The sequence below is a fragment of the Pseudomyxococcus flavus genome (assembly GCF_050038885.1).
Lineage (GTDB): Bacteria > Myxococcota > Myxococcia > Myxococcales > Myxococcaceae > Myxococcus > Myxococcus flavus.
In genome coordinates, this window is sequence record NZ_CP143624.1 from 1,962,957 (window position 1) to 1,988,198 (window position 25,242).

22 protein-coding genes are annotated in these 25,242 nt (G+C 71.8%); 12 read left to right on the forward strand and 10 right to left on the reverse strand.

Translation table 11 applies throughout. From position 1 onward, the window contains the following. Window positions 1-41: 41 nt before the first annotated feature. Window positions 42-1,055, reverse strand: coding sequence for a tRNA dihydrouridine synthase DusB (dusB, locus tag VZL07_RS08210; RefSeq protein ID WP_426754798.1), 1,014 nt, complete (start codon window positions 1,053-1,055; stop codon window positions 42-44). Between the two features lie 95 nt (window positions 1,056-1,150). Here dusB and VZL07_RS08215 point away from each other — a divergent pair, with 95 nt between their 5' ends. From VZL07_RS08215 to VZL07_RS08225, 3 genes are all read left to right on the forward strand, one after another. Continuing rightward, window positions 1,151-2,584 carry a TPR end-of-group domain-containing protein gene (locus tag VZL07_RS08215; RefSeq protein ID WP_426754799.1) on the forward strand — a complete coding sequence of 478 codons (1,434 nt, stop codon included), beginning with the start codon at window positions 1,151-1,153 and terminating at the stop codon, window positions 2,582-2,584. An 81-nt stretch (window positions 2,585-2,665) separates the two neighbouring features. Beyond that, complete coding sequence (locus VZL07_RS08220) at window positions 2,666-3,730, forward strand: acyl-CoA desaturase (RefSeq protein ID WP_426754800.1); 1,065 nt, start codon at window positions 2,666-2,668, stop codon at window positions 3,728-3,730. 175 nt (window positions 3,731-3,905) lie between these two features. Then, complete coding sequence (locus VZL07_RS08225; RefSeq protein WP_426754801.1) at window positions 3,906-6,011, forward strand: chloride channel protein; 2,106 nt, start codon at window positions 3,906-3,908, stop codon at window positions 6,009-6,011. A 10-nt stretch (window positions 6,012-6,021) separates the two neighbouring features. On the opposite strand, the gene VZL07_RS08230 is transcribed toward VZL07_RS08225, so the two are convergent. Further along, window positions 6,022-7,227 carry a glycosyltransferase family 4 protein gene (locus VZL07_RS08230; protein ID WP_426754802.1) on the reverse strand — a complete coding sequence of 402 codons (1,206 nt, stop codon included), beginning with the start codon at window positions 7,225-7,227 and terminating at the stop codon, window positions 6,022-6,024. A 239-nt stretch (window positions 7,228-7,466) separates the two neighbouring features. Here VZL07_RS08230 and VZL07_RS08235 point away from each other — a divergent pair, with 239 nt between their 5' ends. Beyond that, window positions 7,467-7,979 (forward strand): GNAT family N-acetyltransferase, encoded by a 513-nt coding sequence (locus tag VZL07_RS08235; RefSeq protein ID WP_426754803.1) that lies wholly within the window; start codon window positions 7,467-7,469, stop codon window positions 7,977-7,979. A gap of 23 nt (window positions 7,980-8,002) precedes the next feature. Here VZL07_RS08235 and VZL07_RS08240 read toward each other — a convergent pair whose 3' ends face one another. The 4 genes from VZL07_RS08240 to VZL07_RS08255 form a co-directional block, all read right to left on the reverse strand. Next, entirely contained in the window at window positions 8,003-8,557 is a 555-nt protein-coding gene (locus tag VZL07_RS08240; RefSeq protein ID WP_426754804.1) for a peroxiredoxin, read from the reverse strand. An 8-nt stretch (window positions 8,558-8,565) separates the two neighbouring features. Then, window positions 8,566-9,102, reverse strand: a complete 537-nt coding sequence (locus VZL07_RS08245) for a transposase (protein ID WP_426750664.1) — start codon at window positions 9,100-9,102, stop codon at window positions 8,566-8,568. A 41-nt stretch (window positions 9,103-9,143) separates the two neighbouring features. Further along, window positions 9,144-9,662: a helix-turn-helix domain-containing protein gene (locus VZL07_RS08250; RefSeq protein ID WP_426750665.1), complete on the reverse strand. Its 519-nt coding sequence runs from the start codon at window positions 9,660-9,662 to the stop codon at window positions 9,144-9,146. A 92-nt stretch (window positions 9,663-9,754) separates the two neighbouring features. Then, window positions 9,755-11,044 (reverse strand): amidohydrolase family protein, encoded by a 1,290-nt coding sequence (locus VZL07_RS08255; RefSeq protein WP_426754805.1) that lies wholly within the window; start codon window positions 11,042-11,044, stop codon window positions 9,755-9,757. Between the two features lie 248 nt (window positions 11,045-11,292). On the opposite strand from VZL07_RS08255, the gene VZL07_RS08260 reads away from it, so the two are divergent. Genes VZL07_RS08260 through VZL07_RS08270 form a run of 3 tightly spaced genes read left to right on the forward strand, consistent with a single transcriptional unit; the run spans window position 11,293 to window position 15,349 of the window. Further along, window positions 11,293-13,506 carry a protein kinase domain-containing protein gene (locus VZL07_RS08260; RefSeq protein ID WP_426757262.1) on the forward strand — a complete coding sequence of 738 codons (2,214 nt, stop codon included), beginning with the start codon at window positions 11,293-11,295 and terminating at the stop codon, window positions 13,504-13,506. 48 nt (window positions 13,507-13,554) lie between these two features. Continuing rightward, on the forward strand, window positions 13,555-14,577 hold the full coding sequence (locus tag VZL07_RS08265; RefSeq protein WP_426754806.1) for an extracellular catalytic domain type 1 short-chain-length polyhydroxyalkanoate depolymerase: 1,023 nt from the start codon (window positions 13,555-13,557) through the stop codon (window positions 14,575-14,577). Window positions 14,578-14,599: 22 nt separating this feature from the next. Continuing rightward, window positions 14,600-15,349, forward strand: a complete 750-nt coding sequence (locus tag VZL07_RS08270; protein WP_426754807.1) for a carbohydrate deacetylase — start codon at window positions 14,600-14,602, stop codon at window positions 15,347-15,349. Here VZL07_RS08270 and VZL07_RS08275 read toward each other — a convergent pair. Further along, window positions 15,333-17,228, reverse strand: a complete 1,896-nt coding sequence (locus VZL07_RS08275; protein WP_426754808.1) for an ATP-binding response regulator — start codon at window positions 17,226-17,228, stop codon at window positions 15,333-15,335. The two genes, VZL07_RS08270 and VZL07_RS08275, sit on opposite strands and share 17 nt — an antisense overlap. Window positions 17,229-17,388: 160 nt before the next feature. Here VZL07_RS08275 and queF point away from each other — a divergent pair, with 160 nt between their 5' ends. Beyond that, complete coding sequence (gene queF / locus VZL07_RS08280) at window positions 17,389-17,757, forward strand: preQ(1) synthase (RefSeq protein ID WP_426754809.1); 369 nt, start codon at window positions 17,389-17,391, stop codon at window positions 17,755-17,757. Window positions 17,758-17,772: 15 nt separating this feature from the next. Here the strand turns inward: queF and VZL07_RS08285 are convergent, their stop codons facing one another. Then, a complete protein-coding gene (locus VZL07_RS08285; RefSeq protein ID WP_426757263.1) occupies window positions 17,773-18,786 on the reverse strand; it encodes a serine/threonine-protein kinase in 1,014 nt (337 codons plus the stop codon). A 158-nt stretch (window positions 18,787-18,944) separates the two neighbouring features. Here VZL07_RS08285 and VZL07_RS08290 point away from each other — a divergent pair, with 158 nt between their 5' ends. The 4 genes from VZL07_RS08290 (at window position 18,945) to VZL07_RS08305 (ending at window position 23,417) form a co-directional block, all read left to right on the forward strand. Continuing rightward, a complete protein-coding gene (locus VZL07_RS08290) occupies window positions 18,945-19,163 on the forward strand; it encodes a hypothetical protein (protein ID WP_426754810.1) in 219 nt (72 codons plus the stop codon). Window positions 19,164-19,246: 83 nt separating this feature from the next. Further along, window positions 19,247-20,380: a phospholipase D-like domain-containing protein gene (locus VZL07_RS08295; protein ID WP_426754811.1), complete on the forward strand. Its 1,134-nt coding sequence runs from the start codon at window positions 19,247-19,249 to the stop codon at window positions 20,378-20,380. 144 nt (window positions 20,381-20,524) lie between these two features. Then, window positions 20,525-22,042 carry an HD domain-containing protein gene (locus VZL07_RS08300; RefSeq protein ID WP_426754812.1) on the forward strand — a complete coding sequence of 506 codons (1,518 nt, stop codon included), beginning with the start codon at window positions 20,525-20,527 and terminating at the stop codon, window positions 22,040-22,042. 154 nt (window positions 22,043-22,196) lie between these two features. Beyond that, window positions 22,197-23,417, forward strand: a complete 1,221-nt coding sequence (locus VZL07_RS08305; protein WP_426754813.1) for a zinc-dependent alcohol dehydrogenase — start codon at window positions 22,197-22,199, stop codon at window positions 23,415-23,417. Between the two features lie 22 nt (window positions 23,418-23,439). Here the strand turns inward: VZL07_RS08305 and VZL07_RS08310 are convergent, their stop codons facing one another. Beyond that, window positions 23,440-24,465, reverse strand: coding sequence for an S-adenosylmethionine:tRNA ribosyltransferase-isomerase (locus VZL07_RS08310; protein ID WP_426754814.1), 1,026 nt, complete (start codon window positions 24,463-24,465; stop codon window positions 23,440-23,442). Beyond that, window positions 24,462-25,190 carry an SDR family NAD(P)-dependent oxidoreductase gene (locus VZL07_RS08315; RefSeq protein WP_426754815.1) on the reverse strand — a complete coding sequence of 243 codons (729 nt, stop codon included), beginning with the start codon at window positions 25,188-25,190 and terminating at the stop codon, window positions 24,462-24,464. The genes VZL07_RS08310 and VZL07_RS08315 overlap by 4 nt, the downstream gene beginning before the upstream one ends. Window positions 25,191-25,242: the final 52 nt, after the last annotated feature.

The window sequence follows — 25,242 nt, forward strand, 5'->3', positions numbered from 1 at the left end:
CGCTCCTCCTTATATATAGAGGTGGCGCGACGAGGCTCCGCTCAGCCCAGGGCCGCGCGGTAGTCCACGTCCTGCTCCTCGCCCGGGCCCGCGGCGTCCACCTGGGCTTCGGTGAAGAAGCGGCGCACGCACGCCTCCACCGCCTCGGGCGCGTCGAGGACGTTCACCTCCGCACGGAAGGCGGCGGCGCCGTACAGGCCGTGGGCGTACCACGCCAGTTGCTTGCGGAAGGAGCGCACCGCGCCCAGCGGGTCCCCGACGAAGTCCAGGTGCGAGCGGAAATGCGAGAGCACCAGCTCGCAGCGCTCCTGCGGCGTGGCGGGCGGGCCGCCCAGCAGCTCGCGAAAAATCCACGGGTTGCCCAGGGCCGCCCGGCCAATCATCACGAAGTCGCAGCCGGTGGTCTCCTGCATGCGCGCGGCGTCCGCGGGCGTCTTCACGTCCCCGTTCCCGATGATGGGCAGCTCCGGGAAGTGGCGCTTGAGGTCCGCGATGACGCGCCAGTCCGCCTGCCCCGAGTAGCCCTGCTCGCGGGTGCGAGGGTGGATGGCCAGCCCGGCGCAGCCCGCCTCCTGGAGCGCGCCGGCCACCTGGAGGTAGTTGAGGCTGCGGGCGTCCCAGCCCGAGCGAATCTTGCAGGTGACGGGCAGGCCGGTGGCCTCGCGAATGCGGCGGACGATTTCGGCCGCGCGGGGCACGTCACAGAGCAGGCCGCTGCCCGCCCCGTTCTTCACCACCTTCTTCACCGGGCAGCCCATGTTGATGTCGATGATCTGCGCGCCCGCCTCGCGCCCGACGACGGCCGCGCGCGCCATGGCCTCGGGCTCGCCGCCGTAGATTTGCAGCGAGTAGGGCCGCTCCACCTCGGGGTCGAAGCGCAGGTACTTCAGCGTCCGCTGGTTGGCGCGCATCAACCCCTGCGAGCTGACGAGCTCGGTGGGACAGAGCGCCGCCCCCAGGCGGAAGGCGAGGACGCGGAAGGGCATCTCGCTCACCCCGGCCATGGGGGCCAGGATGTACGGATTCGGCAGGCTGTAGGGACCAAGCTGCGGCATGAAGGGCGGGGAACCTAGCGGATTTGCCGGAGACATGGCGCAAGCGGTGAGCAAGTGCCTGCGCTCGGGGGACCTAACGGTTAAGGTCCGTGCCCATGTTCCGCTTTCGCCTCGGGAGCATTCCCGTCGAAGTCCACCCCAGCCACCTGCTGGTGTCCGGCACCCTGGCCTTTTCGTCCGCGACCGGGGCCGGTGCCCAGGCAGGCTGGCCCTTCCGCGAGGTCTCGGGAGCGCCCGCGCTGGGCCAGGCCAGCGCCATGGCCATCTACGTCCTGTCGTGGATGTTCATCGTCTTCGTCTCCGTGCTCATCCACGAGATGGGGCACGCCCTGGCCAGCCGGCTGTTCGGCTACCGGCCGAGCATCGCGCTCGTCTGGATGGGCGGCCACACGCTCCCCACCGATGCCCCCGGCCCCTTGCCCTGGAAGCGCGACGTCCTCATCACCGCGGCCGGTCCCTTCTTCGGCTTGATGCTGGGCGTCACCAGCGCGATTGGCGCCGCCATCTTCGACGGGCGGTCGCCCGCGCTCGACTTCTTCCTCCGCGCGTTCGCCTTCGCCAACTTCGTCTGGGCAGTCCTCAACATGCTGCCCGTGCTGCCGCTGGATGGCGGGCGCATCACCACCGCGCTGGCCACGCGCATCTTCGGCCCGCGGCGGGGCTTCGTGCTGGCGCAGTCCCTGGCCCTCATGGTGTGCGTGGCCGCCGTCGTCTACGCCATGCGGACCGGCGCCATCCTGCTCGCCCTCATGTTCGCCATGTTCGGCCTGCAGTCCTTCCGCGTCGTGGCGGAGGCCCTGCGCGGAGGCCAGGCCCAGAGCGCCCCACTCACGGGCCCGCTGGCGGAGAAGCTGCGCGAGGCGCGGGAGGCGCTCGACGTGGGCCGCATGGACGACGCGCGCCGGCTGGGCGCCTCCGTCCTGGAGGCCACCGAGGGGCTGACGCCGAAGCTGGCCAGCCACGCCCACCACCTGATGGGCTGGATTGCCCTGAAGGAAGGCCACGGCCGCAAGGCGCTGGACCACTTCTCCCAGGTGCAGGGCCTGCCCGTGGAACCCCACGCGGTAGCGGCGTCGTTCTCGCTGGTGGGGGATGACGCGCGCGCGGTGGAGTGGTGGAAGCAGGCCTGGCAGGCGTCCGGAGACCGGACGGTCATGCACGAGTACGCCGGCACCCTCATCCGCCTGGGCCGCCAGCCGGAGGCGCTGAAGCTTCCGGGCGTGGACCCGGAGGCGGCCTTCTCCTGCGCGGAGCGAGTGCTCTTCATCCGGGGGGCCTACTCGGAGGCCGCCGCGGTGGGCGAGGAGGCCCTGAAATACGCGCCCAGCGCCACGCTCGCCTATGACGCGGCGTGCGCCCATGCCCGCGCGCGCAATGTGCCCGAGGCGATGCGGCTACTGCGCCGCGCCACGGAGCTGGGCTTCACCGATGGGGCCTATGCCGCGTCGGACGAGGACCTGGCGCCGCTGCACGGGTACCCCGCATTCGAGGAATGGTTGACGGAGCTGCGCCAATCCGCGGCCTCCTGACAGAGGCATGACAGGAGGGGGTGTTGATGCGGGGTGAGGCTGAGCAGCTTGCAGCTCGGCTCACCAGCGCACGAGGCTCCCTTGCAGACACCGTCCCCAGCTGTTCCCGCGGCGGATGAGCGCCTCAACTGGCTCTCCTCCATCCCCTTCTTCGCCGTCCACCTGATGTGCCTCTTCGTCTTCGTCGTCGGGGCGAAGCCGGTGGACGTGGCCGTGTGCGTCGGCCTGTACGTCGTGCGGATGTGGGGCATCACCGCGGGCTACCACCGCTACTTCTCGCACCGGGCCTTCAAGACGGGACGCGTCTTCCAGTTCATCCTCGCCTTCGTCGGAAGCATGTCCGCGCAGAAGGGCGTGCTGTGGTGGGCCGCGCACCACCGCCACCACCACCGCCATTCGGACCAGGGGGAGGACATCCACTCGCCCCTGCAGAGGGGCTTCTGGTGGAGCCACGTGGGGTGGATTCTCTCCGACAAGTACAACGACACCCGCATGGAGGGCATCAAGGACTTCGCCCGCTTCCCGGAGCTGGTGTGGCTGAACCGCTTCCACATCGTGCCGTCCATCATGCTGGCCGTCGCCCTCTACTTCATCGGCGGCTTCTCGATGCTGGTGTGGGGCTACTTCGTCAGCACCACCCTGCTGTGGCACGGCACCTTCACCATCAACTCGCTCAGCCACATCTTCGGCAAGCGCCGCTACAAGACGACGGACACCAGCCGGAACAACTGGCTGCTGGCGCTCATCACCCTGGGCGAGGGGTGGCACAACAACCACCACTACCACCAGAACACCGCCAACCAGGGCTGGTTCTGGTGGGAGGTGGACCTCAGCTACTACTCGCTGAAGGTGCTCTCCTGGTTCAAGGTGGTGGAGGGGCTGCGGCTGCCCTCCGAGTCCACGAAGTACGCCTTCCGCAAGTACAGCGAGGCGGAGCGCGCGGAGCTGGCGGCGCCCACCCGCTTCTGGGGCGCGTCTGGCGCCCGGGCCCAGTTCGTGGCGGCGAAGGCCGCGGGCGAAGCGGCCCGTGCCGCCGGTGACGCGGCGAAGGCCGCGGGCGACAAGGTGCGCGAGGCGCTGACGGCCGCGGCCGACCACCTGCCCACCTCCGCGCCGCCGCCGTCGGCCCTGCTCAAGCGGCGCTAGCCGCCCGACGGAGGGCCGGCCCGCTCGCCGCGGTGCCGGCCTTGCCTGGCGGCACGCCGCCGCGCCCAAACCGCGACGCCCGTGTCATGGGCGGATGCTGGTGGAGGGCGCCGCTTCACACATTCACACCACGAACCTTGAAGCCGCCGCCACGGCACTGTTAGTGGGACCTGCAATGATAGCAGGTGATGCACCCGCTCCGGACCCGGCGCTTCAGCGCGCGGTCTGGGTCCGTCTGCGCGCGGCGTTGAGCCGCTTCTCCCTCACCGCCCTCCAAGCGTCCAATCGCCTGCGGCTCCCCGGTCCCTCGGTCCTTCCGGTGGCGGGCGCGGTGGTGGGCCTGTACAGCGGGCTGGCCGCCGGCATCTTCTCCAACCTCATCGGCCTGGTGAGCGGCCTCACCTTCGGCGCGGCCACGCTCAAGCACACGCTCCGCCAGGACCAGTTCAAGTCGCTCCTGGACGCGTTCGCCGCGGCCCGGTGGCATCCGGAGTACGCCTTCATCGGCGTGCCGCTGGCGGGCGGCGCGCTGCTGCTGTCGCGCATCATCGAGCCGGGCGGCCCCCGGGACGAGGTGAAGCGCCGGCTGCGGCTGCTGGCCCTGCTGACGCTGGGCGCGCTGTCGCTCTACTACCCGCTGGTGGCGCTGTCCGCGCTCAACAGCGTGTTCGGCCACACGCACGACCTTCCCGAGACGCTCGCCCACCTGCCGTGGTGGGTGATGTTGCTGGCCCCCACGCTGGGCGGCGTCCTGGTGGGCCGGCTGCTGCGCGACCGGCCCGAGACGCACGGCCATGGCGTGCCCGAGGTGGTGCGGGCGGTGAAGAGCGGCGCCAACGCCCTGCCCGCGGACCGGGGCCTGCTGAAGCTGGTGGCCTCCGCCGTCACCATTGGCAGCGGCGGCTCGGCGGGCCGTGAGGGCCCCATCGTCTATGGCGGCGCGGCGTTCGCCTCCACCGTGGGCCGGGTGCTGGGCTTCAGCCGCAAGGAGCTGTCCATCCTCCTGGCCTGCGGCGCGGGCGCGGGCATCTCCGCGTCCTTCAACGCCCCCATCGCCGGCGCCGTGTTCGCGATGGAAATCATCCTCCGCGAGTTCGAGCTGCGCGTCTTCTCGCCCATCATCCTGGCCAGCGTGGCAGGCACCCTGGTGAGCCAGGGCGTCCTGGGCGAGTCGGCCATGCTCCGGCACGTCCCGTACGAGCTGGTCAGCGGCGGCGAGGTGCTGGCCTACGCCGGCCTGGGCATCGGCTGCGGGCTGCTGGCCTTCACCTTCGTGCAGCTCCTGCACGGCATCGAGCACTACTTCCATGGGCATGGGAAGGGCCGGCTGTCCCCCTGGCTCGCCAGCAAGCCGCTGCCGCTGCGCGCGGGCCTGGGCGGGCTGTGCGCCGGCGCGCTGGCCTTCCTCAGCCCCACGGTGTGGGGCAGCGGGCACGACTACATCAACCTGGCCGCGCTGGGACGGCTCCCCTTCGTGTTCCTCATCACGGCGTGCCTGCTGAAGCTGGTGGCCACGGCCATCACCATCGGCTCGGGCGGCTCGGGCGGAACCTTCTTCCCCGCGGCCGTCATCGGCGCCATGGCGGGCGGCGCCTTCGGCACGCTGGTGCACTACTTCTTCCCGGACAGCACCGGCCCCAGCGGCGCCTACGCCCTGGTGGGCATGGGCGGCGCGGTGGCGGCGCTCAACCGCGGCCCGCTCACCGGCATGATGATGCTGTACGAGCTGAGCGGGAACCACGACATCATCCTGCCGCTGATGGTGACGTGTACCATCGCCTCCGCGCTCTGCCACTACCTCACCGAGCGCAAGGCCCCGAAGGTCCAGAGCGACTCCGACCTGCTGGAGGCCACGCCGGTGCGCTCGCTGATGACGCACCAGACGCCCGTGCCCGCCGGCACGCCGCTGCGCGCCCTGACGGACCTGCTGCTCACCTCCGAGGCCGGCACCCTGCCCGTCCTGGACACCGTGGGCCGCCTCTACGGCACCGTGCAGGTGGAGCAGCTGCGCGAGGTGTGGCGCGACGAATCCGTCTACCCCCTGCTGGTGGCCAGCGACCTGGCGCGCAAGCTGCCCGCGCTGGCCCCCGACGCGAACCTGGCCCATGCCCTCCACGTGATGGACCAGGAGGACGTGGATGCCCTCCCCGTCACCTCGCCGCCGGGCAGCGCCACCTGTGGGCTGCTCACCCGCGCCGCGGTCCGCCGGTTCCTCTTCGCGCAGCATGCGCAGGCCCACGCGGAGGGCAACTACCCCATCAGCCCCTCCGAGGCGCACTGACGCCCCGCGCTCAACGCAGGGGGAGGATGGAGGATGACGCCGTGCGCGCCGTGCCCATGAGGCTGCTGTAGGCGGAGAGGTACTGGCCGGCCATCCGCCGGGGCGTGTACGTCAGCGCCCACGCCCGCGCGCGCAGGGCCAGCCGCATGCGCAGCGCGGCGTCCTTGCGCAGCAGCTCCAGCGTCTCCACCAGCGCATCCACGTCATCCGGCGGCACGAAGCACGCGGCCCCGTCGCCCCACACCTCGCGCAGCGACGGGAGGTCCGCCAGCACCAGCACGCAGCCGGCCAGGGCCGCCTCCAGCGCGCTGAGGCCAAAGGGCGCGTACCGCGCGGGCAGCACGAAGACGGCCGCGCGCGACATCCACTCCGCCAGCACATGGGGCTCCACGTGGCCCATCCACTGGAGGTGGCGCGGCTCCGCCTTCCGCTCGGAGGGATGCCTCGCGTCGCCCGCGAGCTTCACCGGCCAGCCCAGGCGGGGCGCGGCGGCCTCCAGCGCGGCGATGTTCTTCGCCTCATCCCAGGGGCTGCCCACGTAGAGGATGAAGGGCTCCCGCTCCGAGCGCGGCGGCACGCGGTCCGAGCGCCGGCCATGGGGAATGACCTCCGCCGCGGCCAGCGGGCCATAGTGTGCCTGGAGGGCGTTGAGCAGGTCCATGCTGGGCGTCACCACCCGGCCGGCCGCGTGGAGTCCCGCGGTGACGGCCTCTCGATAGCGCGCATGGTCCGGCGGGGGCTCTTCGCCTCGCACCGCCCGCCACCACGACAGGCGGCAGGCATGCCCCACCACCAGGGGCTTGCGCAGCCACGCCAGCGCGCCGTGCGCGTAGCCATTGAGGTGCACCACGTCCGGGCGAAGCCGATGCTCCAGGTCGAGCAGCCACTCCCCGGCGGAGCGCACGTCGTCCCAGGCGTCGTCCATCCACTCCAGCCGGAAGCGGCCTTCCTCGATGGCCAGGTTGGGGATGCCGCGCGCCTCCGCCCACTGCGCGCTGGTGAGCGGCGCCCCCATGGTGGCCAGCGTCACCTCCACGCCCTGTGGCGCGAGCGCGCGGGTCAGCTCCAGCGCGTACGTCCAGACATCCCCCACGGCATCGGCCGTCATCAACACCCGCCGCACCCAGCCCGAGGTGACGCCGCTGCCCGGCGCGTACCGGCCCGCGCGTGGCACGGCGTCGGTGTCCAGCCCTTCCGCTTCGCTCGCGATACGCATCCGCCGACTGTTCATGGCTCCCCCGCACGGCCCCACGACTCGTGGAGGCAACGTAGGCCAAGCCCCTCCACGCGAGGATTGCCCCACCGCACCGCTTCCCTGCACGGCACCCGATGGATGGGATGCCGAGGACCCACCCGGGCCCCTCCTTGTCCGTCCGCCGCGCCAGGGGATAAGCCCCGGGTGGTCCTGGCCGATGGACGCCCCAAGGGTCATGCTGGGAACACGAGAGGCCCTCCATGGAGATTCTCCGAGCGACTCCGTCCGAGCACACGCTGCTGCGAAACCTCTACCCGCTCTACCTGCACGACCTGAGCGAGTTCGGCGTCGAGTACACCTTGGACGAGCAGGGACGCTGGCGGCCGGACTTCCTGCCCACGTGGCTGGTTCCCGCGCCCGAGGTCCATCCCCTGCTGCTGCGCTGGGAGGGCCGCGTGGTGGGCTTCGCCTTCGTGGGCCAGGCGCCCTTCCCGTACATGACGCCGGGGCGCGACTACCGGATGAGCGAGTTCTTCATCCTGCGCAGCGAGCGGCGGCACGGGCTGGGACGGCTCGCCGCCCGAGCGGTGTTCGACCGCTTCCCGGGCATCTGGGAGCTGTCGCAGCTGCCCGGCAACCGCGCGGCCATCGCCTTCTGGCGGAGCGTCATCGACGAGTACACGGGGGGCGCCTTCGAGGACACCTTCATCGACGGCGCGCCTGCCCAGGTCTTCGACAGCCGGCAGCGCGCGCCGCCCCGCCCGGGGCGATGAGCCACGCGCCGCCGTGAGCCGGCCTACTTCGCGTCCGGCGCCGGGGGCTTCGGCTCCGCGGCCTTCGGGTCCGCGGGCTTCGCGCCGGCGGGCTTGCGCAGGGGGCACGCGACAATCGCGCCGGTGGGGTCGATGGCGTCGTTGCCGGACTCGACCTTGAGAATCTTCCGGTCCTCGCCCACGACGAAGGTGTAGCGCTTGGGCGCCGACAGCAGCGGCATCTTCACGTCGTAGGCGGTGACGACGTGGCCCTCCGGGTCGGGGATGAAGGGAAAGGGCGCCTTCAGGTCGGCCTTGAAGCGCGCGAGCGTCTCCGCGTCATCCATGCTGATGGCCAGCACCTGCCCCTGCACCTTCTCGACGTCCGCGTAGCGGTCCCGGTAGGCCTTGAGCTCCCGGGTGCAGCCCCCCGTGAAGGCCTTGGGGAAGAAGGCCAGGATGACCGGCCCCTGCTTCACCATCTCCGACAGCGTGTAGACCTTGCCGGCGGAGTCCTTCGCCGTGAAGTCCGGCGCCGTCTCACCGGCCTGGGGAATGGCACCGCTGAAGAATCCCGCAACGAGCAATGGCACGAGCATGCGGCGGACTAAGTAGGTCGCCAGAAGTTCTCTAACAAATCGCGCAGCCAGAAGCCCTCGGCGAGGCAGCCTGCCTTGCGGAGGGCGTCCTGGGGCGAGAGGGCTAGCACCCACTCGATGGCGGCGTCGACGTGCTGCTCCACCGTAGGGTACTGCCGATTGGCCGACACGTGCTGCTTGAGCGGACGCCAAAGGTGGTCCATGCAGTTGAGCTCCGAGCGCTGCTTGGGCAGCAGCACCAGGTGGATACCGAGACGAGCGGCGAGCCGCTGAGACTTCTGGGCGGTGTGACAGCTGGCCCTGTCGAGCACCAGCAGCAGTGAGCGACCGGGGTAGGCAGCGCGCAGTGCACGCAGGAAGGCCATGAAGTCCTCCTGCCTGCCGCGCCGGGTCGCCATGACGACGCGCCTGCCGGTGCGTGGATTGATGGCGCCCCACAGCGTGCGCTTGGCATTCTCGCCGGTAATTTTCACCAACGCCTGCTCGCCTACCGGAGTCCACATCGCGCGCAGCGGTGGAAACCAGCGCAGCAGCGTGCTGTCCATGACAAGCAGCACCGCCCGGGGCCACTGGCGCTTGAGCCGCTTCAGACGGCGAACAAGGCCCCCTTTTTCTGCCCCGGGTGAGGCGCCGCCGTCGCATACACGTACCGCGGCCGCTTCCACGCCAGGCCCGCCTCATGCAACCGTCGGCGCAGCGTGCGGGCTGACACCTCGAAACCCTTGCGCTTCAGGTGGGTGCACAGCAGCGGCACCGTCCAGCCATGGCTGGCCCAGCCCGCCTTCTCGGGACTGGCGCGTACCACCCTGCGCAGACGCTCAGAGGTCAGACGCGGGGCTTTTCTGGGCCGCCCTGAGCGCGGGGCATCCACCAGTGCGGACGGGGTGCGCTTTGTCAGGTAGCGCTCCAACCAGAAGTAGACGGCCGGCCGACTCAAGGCCGCCAGGTGCGAGGCCTCGCCCGGGCCTTTGCCCTCGGCGATGAGCTTGATGGCGAGAAGGCGGCGGAAGTGGCGGGCATCGCGTGCCTGCCGCAGCGCCCGCTCCAGCTTCCGCCTGTCGTATGCTGTCAGCCCCAGCTCGGCAGGGCTCCTTGCCGGTCGCATGCCCTGGAAGCTGTGCATGCGGCCGGAATTTGTCTCGGAACTTCTGGCGGCCTACTTAGACAGGACTTCGCGCCCGCAGGGCAAGGTCGGGCCTACTTCGCCGCCTCCGCCATGCGGGCCCAGACGGCGGACGCGGCCTCGCGCGCCTGCTCGGCCACCACCGTGGGGCTCACCGACAGCGGCCGGCGCGCCCACATGCGCCACACCCCGTCCACCATCACCGCCTCCACGTGCCGGCTACCGAGGCCGAACACCACGTGCCACGCCAGGTTCTCCGCGGTGAGCGGCGTGGCGGGCAGGTAGTCCAGGATGAGCAGGTCGGCGATCGCCCCCTCGCGCATGGGCCCAATCGAGGCGTCGAACATCTGCGAGGCCATGCGGTGCCCGTTGGCCAGGTAGCGCAGCACGTCGATGGGCTGCCCCGCCTCGCGCGAGCGCAGGTAGGCCGCCTGGGCCTCCGCGAACAGGTCCGCGGACACGCCGTCCGCGCCCAGCGTGGCGCGCGCGCCGAACTTCAGCGCCGGCGCGTAGCCCACCTCCAGGCCCTGGTTGGCGCGCGGCGTGTGCACCAGCCAGGCGCCGGTGGCAATCACCTGCGCGAGGTCCGCCCAGTCCAGGTGGCCCACGTGCGCCAGCTGGCTCCTGGGCGACAGCAGCCCCGCTTCAAGCAGGCGCGACACCGGCGAGGCACCGAAGTTCTCGTTGGACAGGCGCTCGTCGAGCGGGTCCTCGGCGAGCGGCAGGTGCAGCCCGCCATTGCCCAGCGCCTTGAGCGCCTCCGCCAGCCCCGTCAGCGCGTCCGGCCCGAGCGTGAAGCTGGGCGCCGCCCCCACCTGCCCCCGGAAGCGGCCCTGCGCCTTCTTCGCGAAGCTGACCGTCTCCTCCAGCCCCTCTTCCCGACCGAGCGCGCCCATGCGGTCCGACACCGCGTAGGCGAGCACGCCGCGCACACCCACCTCGTGGAGCCCGCGCGCCACCCGCACCAGCGAGCCCGAAATCGCCTTGGGCGATGCGTGCAGGTCGCACACGGTGGTGGTGCCACACTGGAGCGCCTCCAGGCCCCCGGCGCACGCGGCCACCTGCACCGCGTCCAGGTCGAGCGCGTTCTCGTAGGGCCAGACCACCTGCTCGAGGATGTCCTGGTAGCTCTCCTGCGGGGGGCGCGGCATGCCACGGCCCAGCACCGCATGCAGGCGGTGGTGCGCGCTCACCAGCCCCGGGAAGACGAGCTTGCCCGACAGCGTCACCACCTCGTCATCCGCGACGGGCGTCAGGTCCGGCCCTCGGGCGACGATGCGTTCCCCTTCGATGCGCAGGTCCACACGCTCGACCAGCGCCGGCTCCAGTTCGACGACGTAACCACCCTTGAGGACTGTGCCCAACCATCCCTCCGGACGCAGCGCGTGCGTGTGTCAGGGCCACCTCCCGCCAGGCCCACGAAACAGCCGGGACGTTAACACTGTCGCTCCCGTGCGCGAGCGCGCAGGTGGTGGACTCCTACCCGCCGTAATGACCACAACACTGTGCGCGGACGGGCGCCTACACGTAGACTGCGCGCACCTTGGTGCTGGAGCAGAACCCCAATCAGGTGGGTCGCTACCGACTGTCCTCGCGTATCGCGACAGGCGGAATGGCGGAGGTGTACCTGGGGCGCCGCATCGACGATGACGGCAGTCGCGGCCCCGCTGTCGCCGTGAAGCGCCTGATGCCGCACCTGGCCTCGGACCGGCGCGTGGTGCAGATGTTCCTCAACGAGGCGCGCATCACCGCGCAGGTGCGGCACCCCAACGTCGTCACCATCATCGAGCTGGGCATGGAGGGCCATGAGCCCTTCATCGCCATGGAGCTCCTGGAGGGCCGCTCCTTCGCCGAGCTGCGCCAGGAGGCCGCCGAGCACGGACAGCGCGTGCCGCTGGGCATCACGCTGCGCGTGCTCGTGGAGGCGTGCCGGGGGCTCGACGCGGCGCATCGCGCCGTGGACGAGGCCGGGCGCCCGCTGCGCATCGTCCACCGCGACTTCACCCCGGACAACATCCACGTGGGCGTGAATGGCGCGGTGAAGGTCATCGACTTCGGCATCGCCAAGGCGGACGCGCTCGGCTCGGGCACGGAGCCCGGGGTCCTCAAGGGCAAGTTCTTCTACATGTCGCCGGAGATGATCGCCGGCAAGCCGGTGGACCACCGCGCGGACCTGTTCGCCGCGGGCGTCATGCTCTACGAGCAGCTCTGTGGTCGCCGGCCCTTCACGGGCCTGTCCGCGGACGAGGTGCTGGGCCGCATCGCGGAAGGACGCCCCCGCCCGCCCACCGCGTTCGACCCGTCCGTGCCCGCCGCGCTGGAGCAGGTGTGCCTCACCGCGCTGGCCAAGGAGCCGGCCGCGCGCTTCGACAGCCTCGAGTCCTTCATCGGCGCCATCGAGGCCATTGGCGGCGCCGCGGAGATGGCCACGGCCGAGCAGCTGGCCACGTACGTGGACTCGCTGTTCCCGCCCGACCGCGACCCCAAGCGGCTGGCCCTGCGCCGCGCGCGGATGGCGGACCCGTCCCACGGGAGTACGCCGCCGCCACACGAGCGGCCCATCCTGGGCGCGGTGGAGGTGCCCGCCGCGTGGCCCCAGGTGTCACGGACCACGAATCCCGACGCGCCAACCGTGGCGGGCGCCACGAGGCAGGCCGGCGCGGGCACGGCGACTCCCATGGAGCAGGCCCTACCGCAGCAGGGGGGATGGCCCGCGAGCCTTCCTGGCATTGCGGACGCGCAGCAGGGTGTCGGCGGATATGCCGCCACCTCCCAGCCTGGGGCAGGGCCCGCGACGCCTCCACATTCCACCGCACGGCAAGGAACGCCAGCGCGGGAGGCCGGCGCCCTGGTGCCGGGCATCTCCCCCGAGGAGTCCGGACGCAAACAGCGCGCGCGGCGCGGACCGCTCGTCGCGGCAGTGCTCGCGATGAGCACGGTCGTCGCGGGAGCAGCCTGGTTCTTCACACGCCCCACCCCGCCTCCCGCGGAGCAGCTCGCCCGGGCGGAGCGCGCCACCTCGCCGGAGGCCAAGGCCTCGGCGTTGGAGGGACTCGCGTCGGATGAGCGCGCGAGCGCGGAGGACCTGAGCCGCGCGGGCACGCTGCTGCTGGAGGCCCAGGCGCACGCCCAGGCCCTGGAGCTGGCGGAGCGCTTCGTGGCGCGCTTTCCCGAGGACCTCGAGGGCCACCTGCTCGCCGCGCGCGCCGCCACGGAGCTGCGGCTGGGCAAGCGCGCCGAGCGCGCCATCGAGTCAGCCACCGCGCTGGCCCCCAAGGACATCCGTCCCTCCCTCGCCCTCGCCGAGCTGCGCGAGCGACAGGGCGACCTGCCCGGGGCAATCTCGGCGCTGGCAGCGGCCCACGCGCTCAAGCCGCGCTCGGCGGAGGTGACGCCGCGCTACGGCCTGCTGCTGTCCCAGAGTGGCCGGCTGGACGAGGCCGCCAGCGTGCTCTCCGCCTGGACGCGCTCGCACGACGATGCCGCAAGCCTCGCCGAGCTGGGCTTCGTGCGCTTCCGCCAGCAGCGGGTGGACGAGGCCGCCAGCCTCCTCAAGCGCGCCATCCGAAAGGACGCCCGGCTCGGCGTGGCGCACTACTACCTGGGGGCTGTCCTCTTCCGCCAGGGAGACACCGCCGGTGCCGAGCGCGCCTACCTGGAAGCGGACCGCCTCTCCCCGGAGGACCCGCGGGCACTCGCCTCCCGCTGCCAGCTCCATGCGCACACCGGTAACGCGGCGGGCGTCACGGAGGCGAAGCGCGCGATGGCCGAGCGATTCCCCACGCGAGCCGAGGCCCTGTCCGCGGAGTGCGCCGCGGTGAATTGACGCGAACACTTCGCGCGCGGCCGCCCCACGCCCATTACCTTCCAGGCCATGCTTCCTCACCGTCCCCGCCTTGCCCTGATGGTCCTGCTCGCCGGTGCCGCGGCGTGCTCGTCCTCGAACACCGCGCGCCCGCAGGAGCCGGACGCCGGCGTCACCCTCCCCGTAGAGGAGGAGCCCACGGTGCCGGAGCGCACGGCCTGCGCGGGCCTCACCGTGGGGCCGGGCACCTACGACTGGACGGTGGAGCACGACGGGCGCACGCGCCACTACCGCGTCCGCGTGCCCCCGGGCTACGACGCCACCCGGCCCACCGCCGCCGTGCTGGCCTTCCATGGCTTCGGCTCCAACGAGCTGGAGATGGAGGGGCTGATGGGCCTGTCCACCCTGGCCGACGCGGAGGGCTTCCTCGCGGTGTACCCCCGGGGCCTCAGCGCCTCGGAAATCAACGGCAGGGGGACGGACGGCACCAGCCGCGGCTGGAACGCGGGCGCCTGTTGCGGCACCGCGTGGACCGCCAACGTGGACGACGTGGGCTTCGTGGACGCGCTGCTGACGGACCTGGACACGCGCGTGTGCGTGGACCCGCGCCGGACCTTCGCCACCGGCTTCTCCAACGGCGGCTTCTTCTCGTACCAGCTGGCCTGCAAGCGCGCGAGCCGCTTCGCCGCCATCGCCCCCGTCGCGGGCATGGAGGGCGCCAGCCCGTGCACCCCGTCGCGCCCCGTGCCGGTGCTGCACATGCACGGCACCGCGGACAACGTCATCCGCTACGAAGGCGGCAACAACCTGGGCCCCTTCGGCGGCACCTACCCGTCCGCGGAGGAGTCCGTGCGGCGCTGGGCCGAGCGCAACGGCTGCACGGGCCCCATCGTGGAGACGTACCAGCAGGGTGACAGCACCTGCGCCGCCGCCACCGGCTGCTCGCCCGAGACGGCCACCGCCTCGCTGTGCACCGTGCAGGGCGGCCAGCATACGTGGCCCGGCTTCACGGACTTCAACCACGGCGGCACCCCGCACCTGGACGCCACGCGCGAGGCGTGGAAGTTCTTCCAGAGCCGTCCACGTCCCTGAGCCTCACGAGGAGCGCCCCGCCATGCCTTCCCCCGCCCTCATCATCAACGCCGATGACCTGGGCTACGACCCGGCCGTCACCCGCGGCATCCTCCGCGCCATGCGCGAGGGCGTCGTGTCATCGGCCACCTTCATGGTGAACACGCCCTGGTCCGAGGCCGCCGCGCGCGAGGCGCGGGGCCTCTCCATCGGCCTGCACCTCAACCTCGCCCGGGGGACGCCCGTGTGGAGCGGCTTCCCGCGCGCGCTGCTCGGCGAGGACGGCGGCTTCGTGGAGGCCCGTGCGGACAGCCTCCCCGCCGACGTGGTGGAGGCGGAGTCCCTCGCCCAGCTCGCGCGGCTCGCCAGTCTGCTGGGCCAGCCCGCCACGCACGTGGACGTGCACAAGCACCTGCACCTCCATCCGGGCGTGCTCGAAGGGCTGGCCCGGGCCGCGCGAAGCGTGGGGGTGCCAGTGCGCTCCATCGATGCGCGAATGCGGCGCGCGCTGGAGTCCCACGGCGTCGCCACCAACGCGCACTTCGTGGGCGACGCGGGCGCCGAGGCCTACTGGACGCTGGAGCGCTTCGAATCGGCGCTCGCCGCCCTGCCCCGCGACGGCGTCATCGAGCTGATGTGCCACCCGGGCTACCGGCCGGAGACGCTGAAGAGCGGCTACGCCGCCCAGCGGGAGGTGGAGCTGGAGACCTTCCTCCACCCGCGCGCCCGCGAGGCCCTGGCGCGCGCGGGCATCGTCCCCTGCGACTTCCGCGTCCTCACGAGCGCGAGCTGAGCAGGTCGAGCGGGAGCTCACTCGGGGGGCGCCGCTCCACGGAGAGCACGTTGCGCACCCGCGCGAGCAGCTCCTCCGGGCGGTAGGGGCGCTTGCACAACGCCGTGCCCTCATGCGCCCACCAGGGCCGCTCATCCCCCGCCAGCAGGATGGGCACCGGCCTCGCGCGTGGCAGCGTGGCGAAGGTCTCCAGGAAGACGCCCGTCTGCCCCTGCGTGGCGCTGGTGGACAGGACGATGAGGTCCACGGGCAGGTGGGTGGCGCGCCGCAGCGCCTCGGCGCCGTCGCGCGCGGTGAGCACCTCGAAGCCCTCCGCGAGCAGCACCCGCTCCGCGGCGGCCTCCTGGGCCCGGTCCTCGTCCAGCAGCAGCAGCCGGTGCGGCAGCCGCTTCACGTCGTGCGGCGCCATGCGCGGCAGGGCCAGGCTGAAGGTGCTGCCCTGCCCCTCCGCGCTGCACATCGACAGCCCGCCGCCGTGCAGCCGCGCGATGGAGTGGCTGATGAAGAGGCCCAGCCCCAGCCCTCCGAAGTTGCGGTGCGACACGTTGCGCGCCCGGTAGAAGCGCTGGAACACCCGCGCCTGGTCCGCGCCCGGGATGCCGATGCCGTGGTCCTTCACGTGGATGCGCGCCTCGCTGTGGGAGCGCTCCACCGTCACGACGATGGGCTCCTCGGACGCGCTGTACTTGTGCGCGTTCTCCAGCAGGTTCACCAGCACCTGCTCCAGCCGATCCCGGTCGCCCCGCACCCAGACGCGCTCGCGGGGCACCTCCACGGTGAAGGGCCGCTCGAAGGCCGCGCGGAAGTGGTCCACCACCTCCGCCACCAGCTGCCCCACCTCCAGCGGCGCCAGGTCCAGCGCCAGCTTCCCCGCGTCCAGGCGCGACGCGTCCAGCAGGTCATCCACCAGCCCCACCAGCCGGTCCACCTGCCGCTTGGACTTGAGCACCGTGGCCAGCTCCACCGGCTGGCCCGACGCCAGGCGCCGCTCCATGGTGAAGAGGCCCAGCTTCAGCGGGGTGAGCGGCGTCTTCAGCTCGTGGCTGGCGATGGAGATGAACTCCTCACGCACCTGGAGCGCCGCCTTCGCCTCGCGCAAGAGGCGCGCGTTCTCCACCGCCACCGCGAGCTGGTTCGCCGCCGCGCCCCACAAGTCCAGCTCCCGCACGGAGAAGGACGTCCCCGGCTCCTTGTAGAGCAGCAGCAGGCCCACCGTCCGGCGCGGCGCGCACAGCGGCACCGCGGCGAAGATGGAGCCCATCGAGTCGCCGTAGCCCCGCTGGATGCCCAGCTGCGCCTGACGCAGCGCCAGGGCCTGCCGGAACGGGTCCGCCTGGGAGTCGAAGCTCGCCTCGGGCGCCTCCGTGCCGGCCAGGTCCGACACCGCCACCCGGCGTAAATCGCCCCCCTCCTCGCAGAGGAAGACCTCGGCGCGGCGCACGTGGGCGCAGCGGACCAGCGCCACCACGGCGGCGGCACAGACGCTGTCCACCTCCAGCGTCTCGCCCACGGAGCGGGCAATCTCCTGCACCGCCTGGGAGAAGGCCCCCTCGTCGTCCACGCCCGAGGGCTCCACCACCAGCCAGGCGCCCGCCGCCTCGCCCGCCGAGGCGGGCTTCACCTGCACGCGGACCTGCCGCAGCGCCCGGGTGATGACGTGGCCCGTGTGGGGCACCCCCTCACGGATGGCGCGCTCCACCGCGTCCAGGCTCCGGGTGCGCTCGAGCGCGTCCCGCAGGTCGCCCCCCGCATGGAGCGTCACACCCGTCTTGTGGGCGAATCCCTCCTCGCACCACTGCACGCGCAGGTCCGCTCCGACGCGGACCAACGCCAGCGGAAGGCACGAGAATGCATCTTCGACGTCGGCAGGAAGCGGCATGTGCTCGGGCAGGGGAAATGACGCCCCTGGATTATGGGCCCCCGCCAGGACGGCAACGGGGGGGCCCCCGCATTCCCTCCTCCCGGGCGCCAGCCGCGTTGGCAGGCGGACATCGAAGGGAGGGATGACACGCGGCGTTGGTGTGGTAGACGACAGCGTCATGCCCTCGCAGCCGTCCAAGGAACTGCAGACCTTCCCCAACCCGGCCCCCGATCGCGACTACGAAATCGCGTTCGACGTCCCGGAGTTCACCTGCCTCTGCCCGCTCACCGGCCAGCCGGACTTCGCACGCTTCAAGATTACGTACGTGCCGGACCAGAGCTGCATCGAGCTCAAGAGCCTCAAGCTCTACATGTGGGCCTACCGCAATGAGGGGGCCTTCCACGAGAAGGTCACCAACACCATCGCGGACGACATCATCAAGGCCATCCAGCCGCGCAAGCTCACGGTGGTGGGCGACTTCTTCGTGCGCGGCGGCATCGGCACCATCGTCACCGTCACGCACGACAAGTCGAAGCAGCCGGCCTGAGCGGCGCCCGCGCCGTCAGCGGGCGAGCTGCTCCACCAGCGGCGCCCACTGGGCCTGCGTGAAGTAGAGGCCCGTGCCCGCCGCCGTCATCAGCGCGATGGCGGCGGCCAGCGCCCACTTCAGCCTCCCGCCCTGGCGGGCGCGGCCCGTGTCGAACACCTCCACCGCGGCGTCCAGCTCGTGCGGCCGCATGAGCTGCTGGGCCTCCGTCTCCGTCAGCTTCTGCCGGTGACGCAGGAAGGCCACCAGCAGGGCCGCGTGCGACACCTGCACCTCCTGCGCGAGGAAGACGTCCAGCTCGCGGCGCATGGCGGCGGCGTCCGGGAAGCGGTCCTCCGGCTTCACCTCCATGGCGCGCTGGATGATGCGCACCAGCGGCGCGGGGACGTTGGGCGCCACCTTGGAGAGCGGCGTGTACTTGCCGTCGCGAATCCTGGCGAAGACCTCGCCCGCCGTCTTGCCGTGGAAGGGCCGCGCGCCGGAGAGGGCTTCATAGAGCAGCACGCCGAGCGAGAAGATGTCCGTGCGCCCATCCAGCGGCGCGCCCGTCACCTGCTCCGGAGACATGTACGACGGCGTCCCCACCGCCATGCCCTGCTGGGTGAGCGCCTCCAGGCCCACGTCCTTGGCGATGCCGAAGTCCATCAGCTTCACCTCGCCGGACTTGGTGAGCATGACGTTGGCGGGCTTGAGGTCGCGGTGGATGATGTGACGGAAGTGCGCGTGGTCCAGCGCGCTGGCGATGCGCGCGGCGATGACGCCGGTGACGTCGGCCGGCAGCGGGCCTTCCTTGATGAGCGTGTGGAGGGTGGGCCCGTCCACCAGCTCCATCACCATGAAGAGGCTCTCGTTCTTCTCCACCATGTCGTACAGCGTGACGATGTTCTGGTGGCGGAAGGCCGCGAGCGCGAGCGCCTCGCGCCGGAAGCGCGACAGCGTCTCCCGGTCGCGCTGCCCCTCCGGGAGCAGTTCCTTGATGGCGACTTCGCGCTGTAGCATCTCGTGCAGGCCCCGGTACACCAGGGCCATGCCACCACGCCCCAGCTCTCCGAGGACGCGGTAGGCACCAATCTTCCGATGACGGACGGACTTCGCAGCAGGGGGCACGGCGCGCAGGCTATCGAAGCAGGCGCACAGCGTCGACAGGGCGATGTGGCCGCCCGCTGCCGCACGGGGTCCGAACAATCATGTCCTGGCCCCGCATGAAGAAAGCCCAGCTCCTCCTCCCGGTTCTCGCGCTCTTCACCTTCAGTGGCTGCGTCCACCATCACCACCACGACTCGCGTCCAGCCAAGTCGAAGAAGTTCAAGCGCAAAGGCAAGCGCTGCCATCCGAGCCAGTACTGGGACGGCACCGAGTGCCGGCACAAGGGCAAGGGCAAGGGCGCCCGCAAGCACGACGGGTGACGGCGGCCCACGCGGGGACGGCGTCCGTGTCACGGTGAGGCTGTCCCTTGGAGGCGTCGGGGGCGGTAGGGTGCAGGCTGCCCATGCGTGCCGAAGCCTCCCTGCCGCGGTTGAACACGCCTGCTCCGCGCCTCGCGCCGAACGAGCTCCGCGAGGAGCGGTTCACCCTGCTGGACGGTGGGACGGAGGCGTACCCGCGGATGCTGGAGGCCATCGCCTCCGCGAAGGTCCGGGTGCACCTGGAGGTCTACACCTTCGAGCGGGAGGGCATTGGCGCGCGGTTCCTCGAGGCCCTGGTGGAAGCAGCGCACCGGGGCGTCGCGGTGAAGGTGGTGGTGGACGGCTGGGGAAGCATCGGCGCCAGCCGGCACCTCACGCAGACGCTGAGGGCCGCGGGAGCGAAGGTGCGCGTGTACAACCCGCTCACCTCGCTGTGCACCGGCCGCTCGTGGCGCAACCACCGGAAGATTCTCCTCGTCGATGACACGGTGGCATTCCTCGGAGGCATCAACATCGGGGATGCCTATGCGGCCCATGGCGACACGCCCGGCTGGGCCGACCTGGCGCTGGAGCTGCGGGGCGACATCTGCCGGCAGCTCGGGGCCAGGTTGAATGCCGGGGCCTCGACGCTGGAGTCGGACACGGTGAAGCTGTTCCTGTCCGGCTTCGGCGGCGGGCACCGGCTGCGCAAGCGCTACCTCCAGGCGATTGATGGCGCGAGGCACGAGGTGGTGCTGGCGCACGCGTACTTCCTTCCGGACAAGGGCTTCATGCGGGCGCTCAAGCGCGCCTCCCGGCGGGGCGTGGCGGTGCGGCTGATGCTGGCCGGGCGCAGCGACGTGGTGTTCGCGCGCGCGGCGACGATGCGGCTGTACCGCGACTTCCTTCGCGCCGGGGTGAGCATCCACGAGTGGACGGCCTCCACGCTGCACGCCAAGGCGGCGCTGGTGGACGGGACGAAGCTGCTGGTGGGCAGCTTCAACCTGGACCCGCTGTCGCTCGTGAACCTGGAGACGCTGGTGGAGGTGGAGGAGCCCGGCGTGGCGGCCCAGGCCCAGCGGTGGCTGGACAAGCACCTGCGCGCCTCCCGGCGGGTGTTCCTGGAGGACTGCGCGCGCTCGGGGCTCCAGCAGTGGCTGCTCGACATCGTGGGGCTGGCCGTCGCGCGCTTCGCGGAGCGCTTCGCCAGCTTCATGGGGCGGCGGCGGAAGCGGTAGCTCGCGGGCGTGGCCCGAAGCAGGAGATGTCGACCGGGGCCTTCGGCTGCCCGCATATCGGGCGCTGGCCCGGAAGGTGGACACCCCATGCGGTTCCCGCTGCACCCGGTGCCCAGGGACCGTACACTCCGGCCAGAACGACTCATGCCTCCTCGCCGCCCCCCGCAGCCCGTCCTCGCCGCCATTGACGTGGGCACCAACGCCGTCCGCCTGGAGCTCGCCCGGCCCGACGCCGATGGCGCGCTCGAAACCCTGCACCAGGAACGCGACGCCATCCGTCCCGGCGAGGGCGTCTTCGCCACCGGCTCCATGCCCGAGGAGACGGCCGAGCGCCTGCTCTCCACCCTGCGCCGCTATGCCGCCCTCTGCCGCCGGCACAAGGCCCAGGTGCGCGCGGTGGCCACCAGCGCCCTGCGCGAGGCGAAGAACAGCAGCGACATCGTCCGCCGCGTGCGCGAGGAAGCCGGCCTCAACCTGGAGGTCGTCAGCGGCAAGGAGGAGGCCCGCCTCATCTGCCTCGGTGTGCTCCACCGCAAGCCGCCCCAGACGCGCTCGCTGCTCATCGACATCGGCGGCGGCAGCACCGAGATCGCCACCGCCATTGGCGAGAAGCCCGACAACCTGTGGAGCCTCGCGCTCGGCTCCGTGCGCCTCACCGAGGTCTTCGACGCCTCGCGCACCGTGCCGCCCCGGCAACTGCGCCTCATGCGCAGCTTCGTCTCCGACGTGCTGCAGAAGACGCTACCCCCCACGGTGCCCAACGTCCCCCGCGTGGCGCTCGGCTCGTCCGGCACCATCAGCGCCGTGGTGTCCTTCGCCGCCGCGGAGGACAGCGGCAACGCCACCGTCCGCCAGCTCACGCAGACGGTGGACACGCTGGCGCAGATGCCCCCCGAGCGCCGCCGCAAGCGCTTCGACCCGCGCCGCGCGGACATCATCGTCTCCGGCGCCGTCATCCTGGAGGCCGTGGCCAAGTACCTGGGTGTCGAGTCCGTCAGCGTCGTCAACCGGGGCCTGCGCGACGGCATCCTCGTGGACCTGCTCTACCGGCAGGACGAGCACCGCGAGGACCACAGCCTCGCGGACGCCGCCCTGGCCATGGGCAAGCGCTTCTACTTCGACGAGAAGCACGCCCGCCAGGTGGCGCGGCTGTCGCTCGGCCTGTTCGACAACCTGGCCGCCCTGCACCAGCTGCCGCTGTCGGCACGCCCCTACCTGGAGGTGGCCGCCCTCCTCCACGACGTGGGGCACGCCGTCAGCTACGAGCGGCACCACAAGCACACGTACTACCTCATCCGCCACGCCGACCTGCCGGGCCTCGCCGACCGGGAGCGCGAGCTGGTGGCCCGCATCGCCCGCTACCACCGGCGCAGCCCGCCGGAGCTGGCCCACTCTGGCATGGCGGGCCTCACCCCGGCCGAGGCACGGACGGTGCGCAAGCTGGCCACCCTGCTGCGCGTGGCCAACTCGCTGGACGTCAGCCACCACCAGCCCATCAAGGACTTCAAGGCGACCAACGGCCGAGACGGCGTGGCGCTGCACCTCCACACGCGCCACCCGGTCGACCTGGAGCTGTGGAACGCGGACCGCGAGGTCATGAACTTCCGCCGCGTCTTCGGCAAGCGGCTCACCTTCCACGTCCACCACACCTCCAGCCGCTAGTCCCCGCTCCCACGGCCGCTGGGCGGAAGAGGAGGCGGCGCGCGCTTTGCCCCCATCCGGGCGAATGCCCACGCTCCAAGTCTCACGGGGCCGCGTCCGCGCAGGCCCCGCTACGTCTTGGCAACAGCGCCCCGAGGGGGCAGGAGCGCACGCGATGAAGGCAGTCGTTTTCCATGGGATTGGGGACATCCGGCTCGATGAGGTGGCGGAGCCTCGAATCGAGAAGCCAACGGATGCCATCGTCCGCCTGACGGCGAGCGCCATCTGCGGCACCGACCTGCACATGATTCGAGGAACCATGCCGGGCATGAAGCCGGGCACCATCCTCGGCCACGAAGGCGTGGGCATCGTCGAGGCGCTCGGCGACGACGTGCGCAACCTCAACATCGGCGACCGGGTGGTCATCCCCTCCACCATCGCCTGTGGCAACTGCGCGTACTGCCGCGCCGGCTACTACGCCCAGTGCAACGACGCCAACCCCAACGGCGCCAGCGCGGGCACGGCCTTCTTCGGTGGTCCCCAGGAGACGGGGCCCTTCCATGGCATGCAGGCGGAGAAGGTGCGGGTGCCCTTCGCGCACGTGGGCCTGGTGCGGATTCCCGAGGGCGTCACCGACGAGCAGGCCATCCTCATCTCCGACATCTTCCCCACCGGCTACATGGGCGCGGAGCTGGCGGAAATCAAACCCGGTGACACCGTGGCGGTGTTCGGCTGCGGCCCCGTGGGCCTCTTCGCCATCGTCAGCGCGAAGCTGCTGGGCGCCGGCCGCGTCTTCGCCATCGACTGCCACGAGGACCGGCTGGACCTGGCGCGGGCCCAGGGCGCCGAGGTCATCAACTTCGACGAGGAGGACCCGCTCGAGACGCTCAAGCGCCTCACCAACGGCATCGGCGTGGACCGCGCCATCGACGCGGTGGGCGTGGACGCCATGCACGCGCACCACGGCCCCGCGGCGAAGAAGGCGCACGAGGAGAAGGCCGAGTTCAAGCGCGAGGTGAAGGAGGCCGCCCCCAAGACGAACCCCAAGGGCGACAACTGGGTGCCCGGCGACGCGCCCGCGCAGGCCCTCATGTGGGCCGTGGAGGGCCTGGCCAAGGCGGGCACGCTGTCCATCATCGGCGTCTACCCACAGCAGGTGCGCACGTTCCCCATCGGCATGGCGATGAACAAGAACCTCACGATGAAGATGGGCAACTGCAACCACCGCAAGTACATCCCCAAGCTGCTGGAGCTGGTGCGCACCGGCGTGGTGGACCCCACGGCCATCCTGTCCCACGTGGAGCCCATGGGCAGCGCCATCGACGCGTACCGCAACTTCGACGTGCGCAAGCCCGGCTGGGTGAAGGTGGAGCTGGAGACCACCCAGCTCCAGTAACCCCTCCAGGGGCCCACGCCGCTCACGCGTCCAGCAGCAGGCACGAGTCTCCGAACTCGTGCCCCAGGTAGCCGCGCGCCTCGGCGTGCGCGGCCACCTCCTGGAGCAGCGGCAGCGGCGCGAAGGCCTGGAGCAGCGCATGGTGGCTGCTGCCCGGCTCGTGCACGCCGGTGAGCAGCCCGTGCACCAGGCGCGGGACGAAGCCGGGCCCCAGGAGCAGGTCCGTCACGTCCTCGCCCGCGACCAGCCAGCCGCCGTGCTGGGCCGCGCGGCCCTCCAGGGCCCGCACCACCGTGGTGCCCACCGCCACCACGCGTCCGCCCGAGGCCCGCGTGTGCAGGATGGCGTCCACCGTGGCCTCGGGGATGTCCGAGCGCTCGGGCCGGGGCAGCGCCGCGTCCAGCGCCGCGTCCCCCGTGGAGGACAGCCCCGCCGCATGGGTGAGCGACGCCAGCCGCACGCCCCGCCGCCGCAGCGCCAGCAGCACGCTCCACGTGAGGGGCAGGCCCGCGGAGGGGGCCTCCGCGGACCAGGGGCGCGCGCCATAGGCCGTCTGCACGTGCCACAGCGACAGCGGCGCTTCCATGTACGCGTACTGCACCGGACGCCCGCTCCGGTAGAGCCCGGACCAGAGCGCGGCGCCCGTCGCCTCGAAGGCCACGCGCAGCAGGCGGGGCGACGGCGGCAGCACGGCTTCGACACGAGCCTTCAGGCCGCCCACCACGAGGCCCGCGCCCACGGGCAGCACGGGCGGCGGTGGCCGGTCCTCCGTGCGCCTGCGCCAGTCCCCGACGCCGAACAGCACCGCCGTCCAGGCGCCGTCCGGCTCGCGCGACAGCAGGCGCAGCTCGATGCGCTCTCCCGACTCCGTGCGCCCCGCCAGGGACGCGGGCAGCGTCGCCGCGTCGTTCACCACCAGCAGGTCTCCCGCGCGGAGCAGCGAGGGGAGCTCCGCCACCCGGGTGTCGTGGAAGCGGCGAGCGCGGGGCTCGACGTGCAGCAGGCGTCCTTCCTCGGGACGCTCCGCGGGCCAGCGCGCGGGGTTCATGCCGCCTCCAGCTTCGCCGCCTCCAGGCGGGTTCCCGACGGCAGCGACTCGGCCTGCCATGCCACCAGGTCGACGAGCCGAGCCGCCACCGCCTCCGGCCGGCTCAACCGGGAGTAGTCCCCGTCCGGCACGGCGTCCCGGTACATCCGCGTGTCCATCTCCCCGGGGTCCACCGTCAGGAAGCGCACGCCCGTGCCCTCCAGCTCCGCCGCCCAGACGCGCCCCAGGTGCTCCAGCGCCGCCTTGGACACGCCATACGCGCCCCAGCGGGGATAGGCGGACACCGCCGCGTCCGAGGTGATGTGCATGACGAGCCCCTTGCCCCGCACCGCCATGTTTCCCGCCACCGCCTTGGTGAGGCGGAAGGGGCCCACCACGTTGACCTCCAGCACGCGCTGCAGGTCCTCGCAGGCGGTGTCCAGCAGCAGCGGCAGCGGCGTGGGGCCCAGCGTGCTCGCGTTATGGATGAGCACGTCCAGCGGGCCCACCAGCGCGGTGGCGGCGCCCACCATCGGGTAGATGGCCTCCTTGTCGCCCACGTCGTAGGCCAGCGCGTGGGCGTCCAGCCCCTCCCAGCGCAGCGCCTCCGCGACGGACTCCATCTCCGCGGCGTGGCGGGCCACGCCTACCACCCGCGCGCCCCGGCGGGCGAAGCCGTTCATCAGCGCCAGCCCGAGCCCCCGGCTCGCGCCTGTAATCAGAATGCTCTTGTCGATGCGGACCATTCGCGTGTCCTCCCTGCGCCTGGAGATAAACGCGGTCCGCCATTCCATTGGC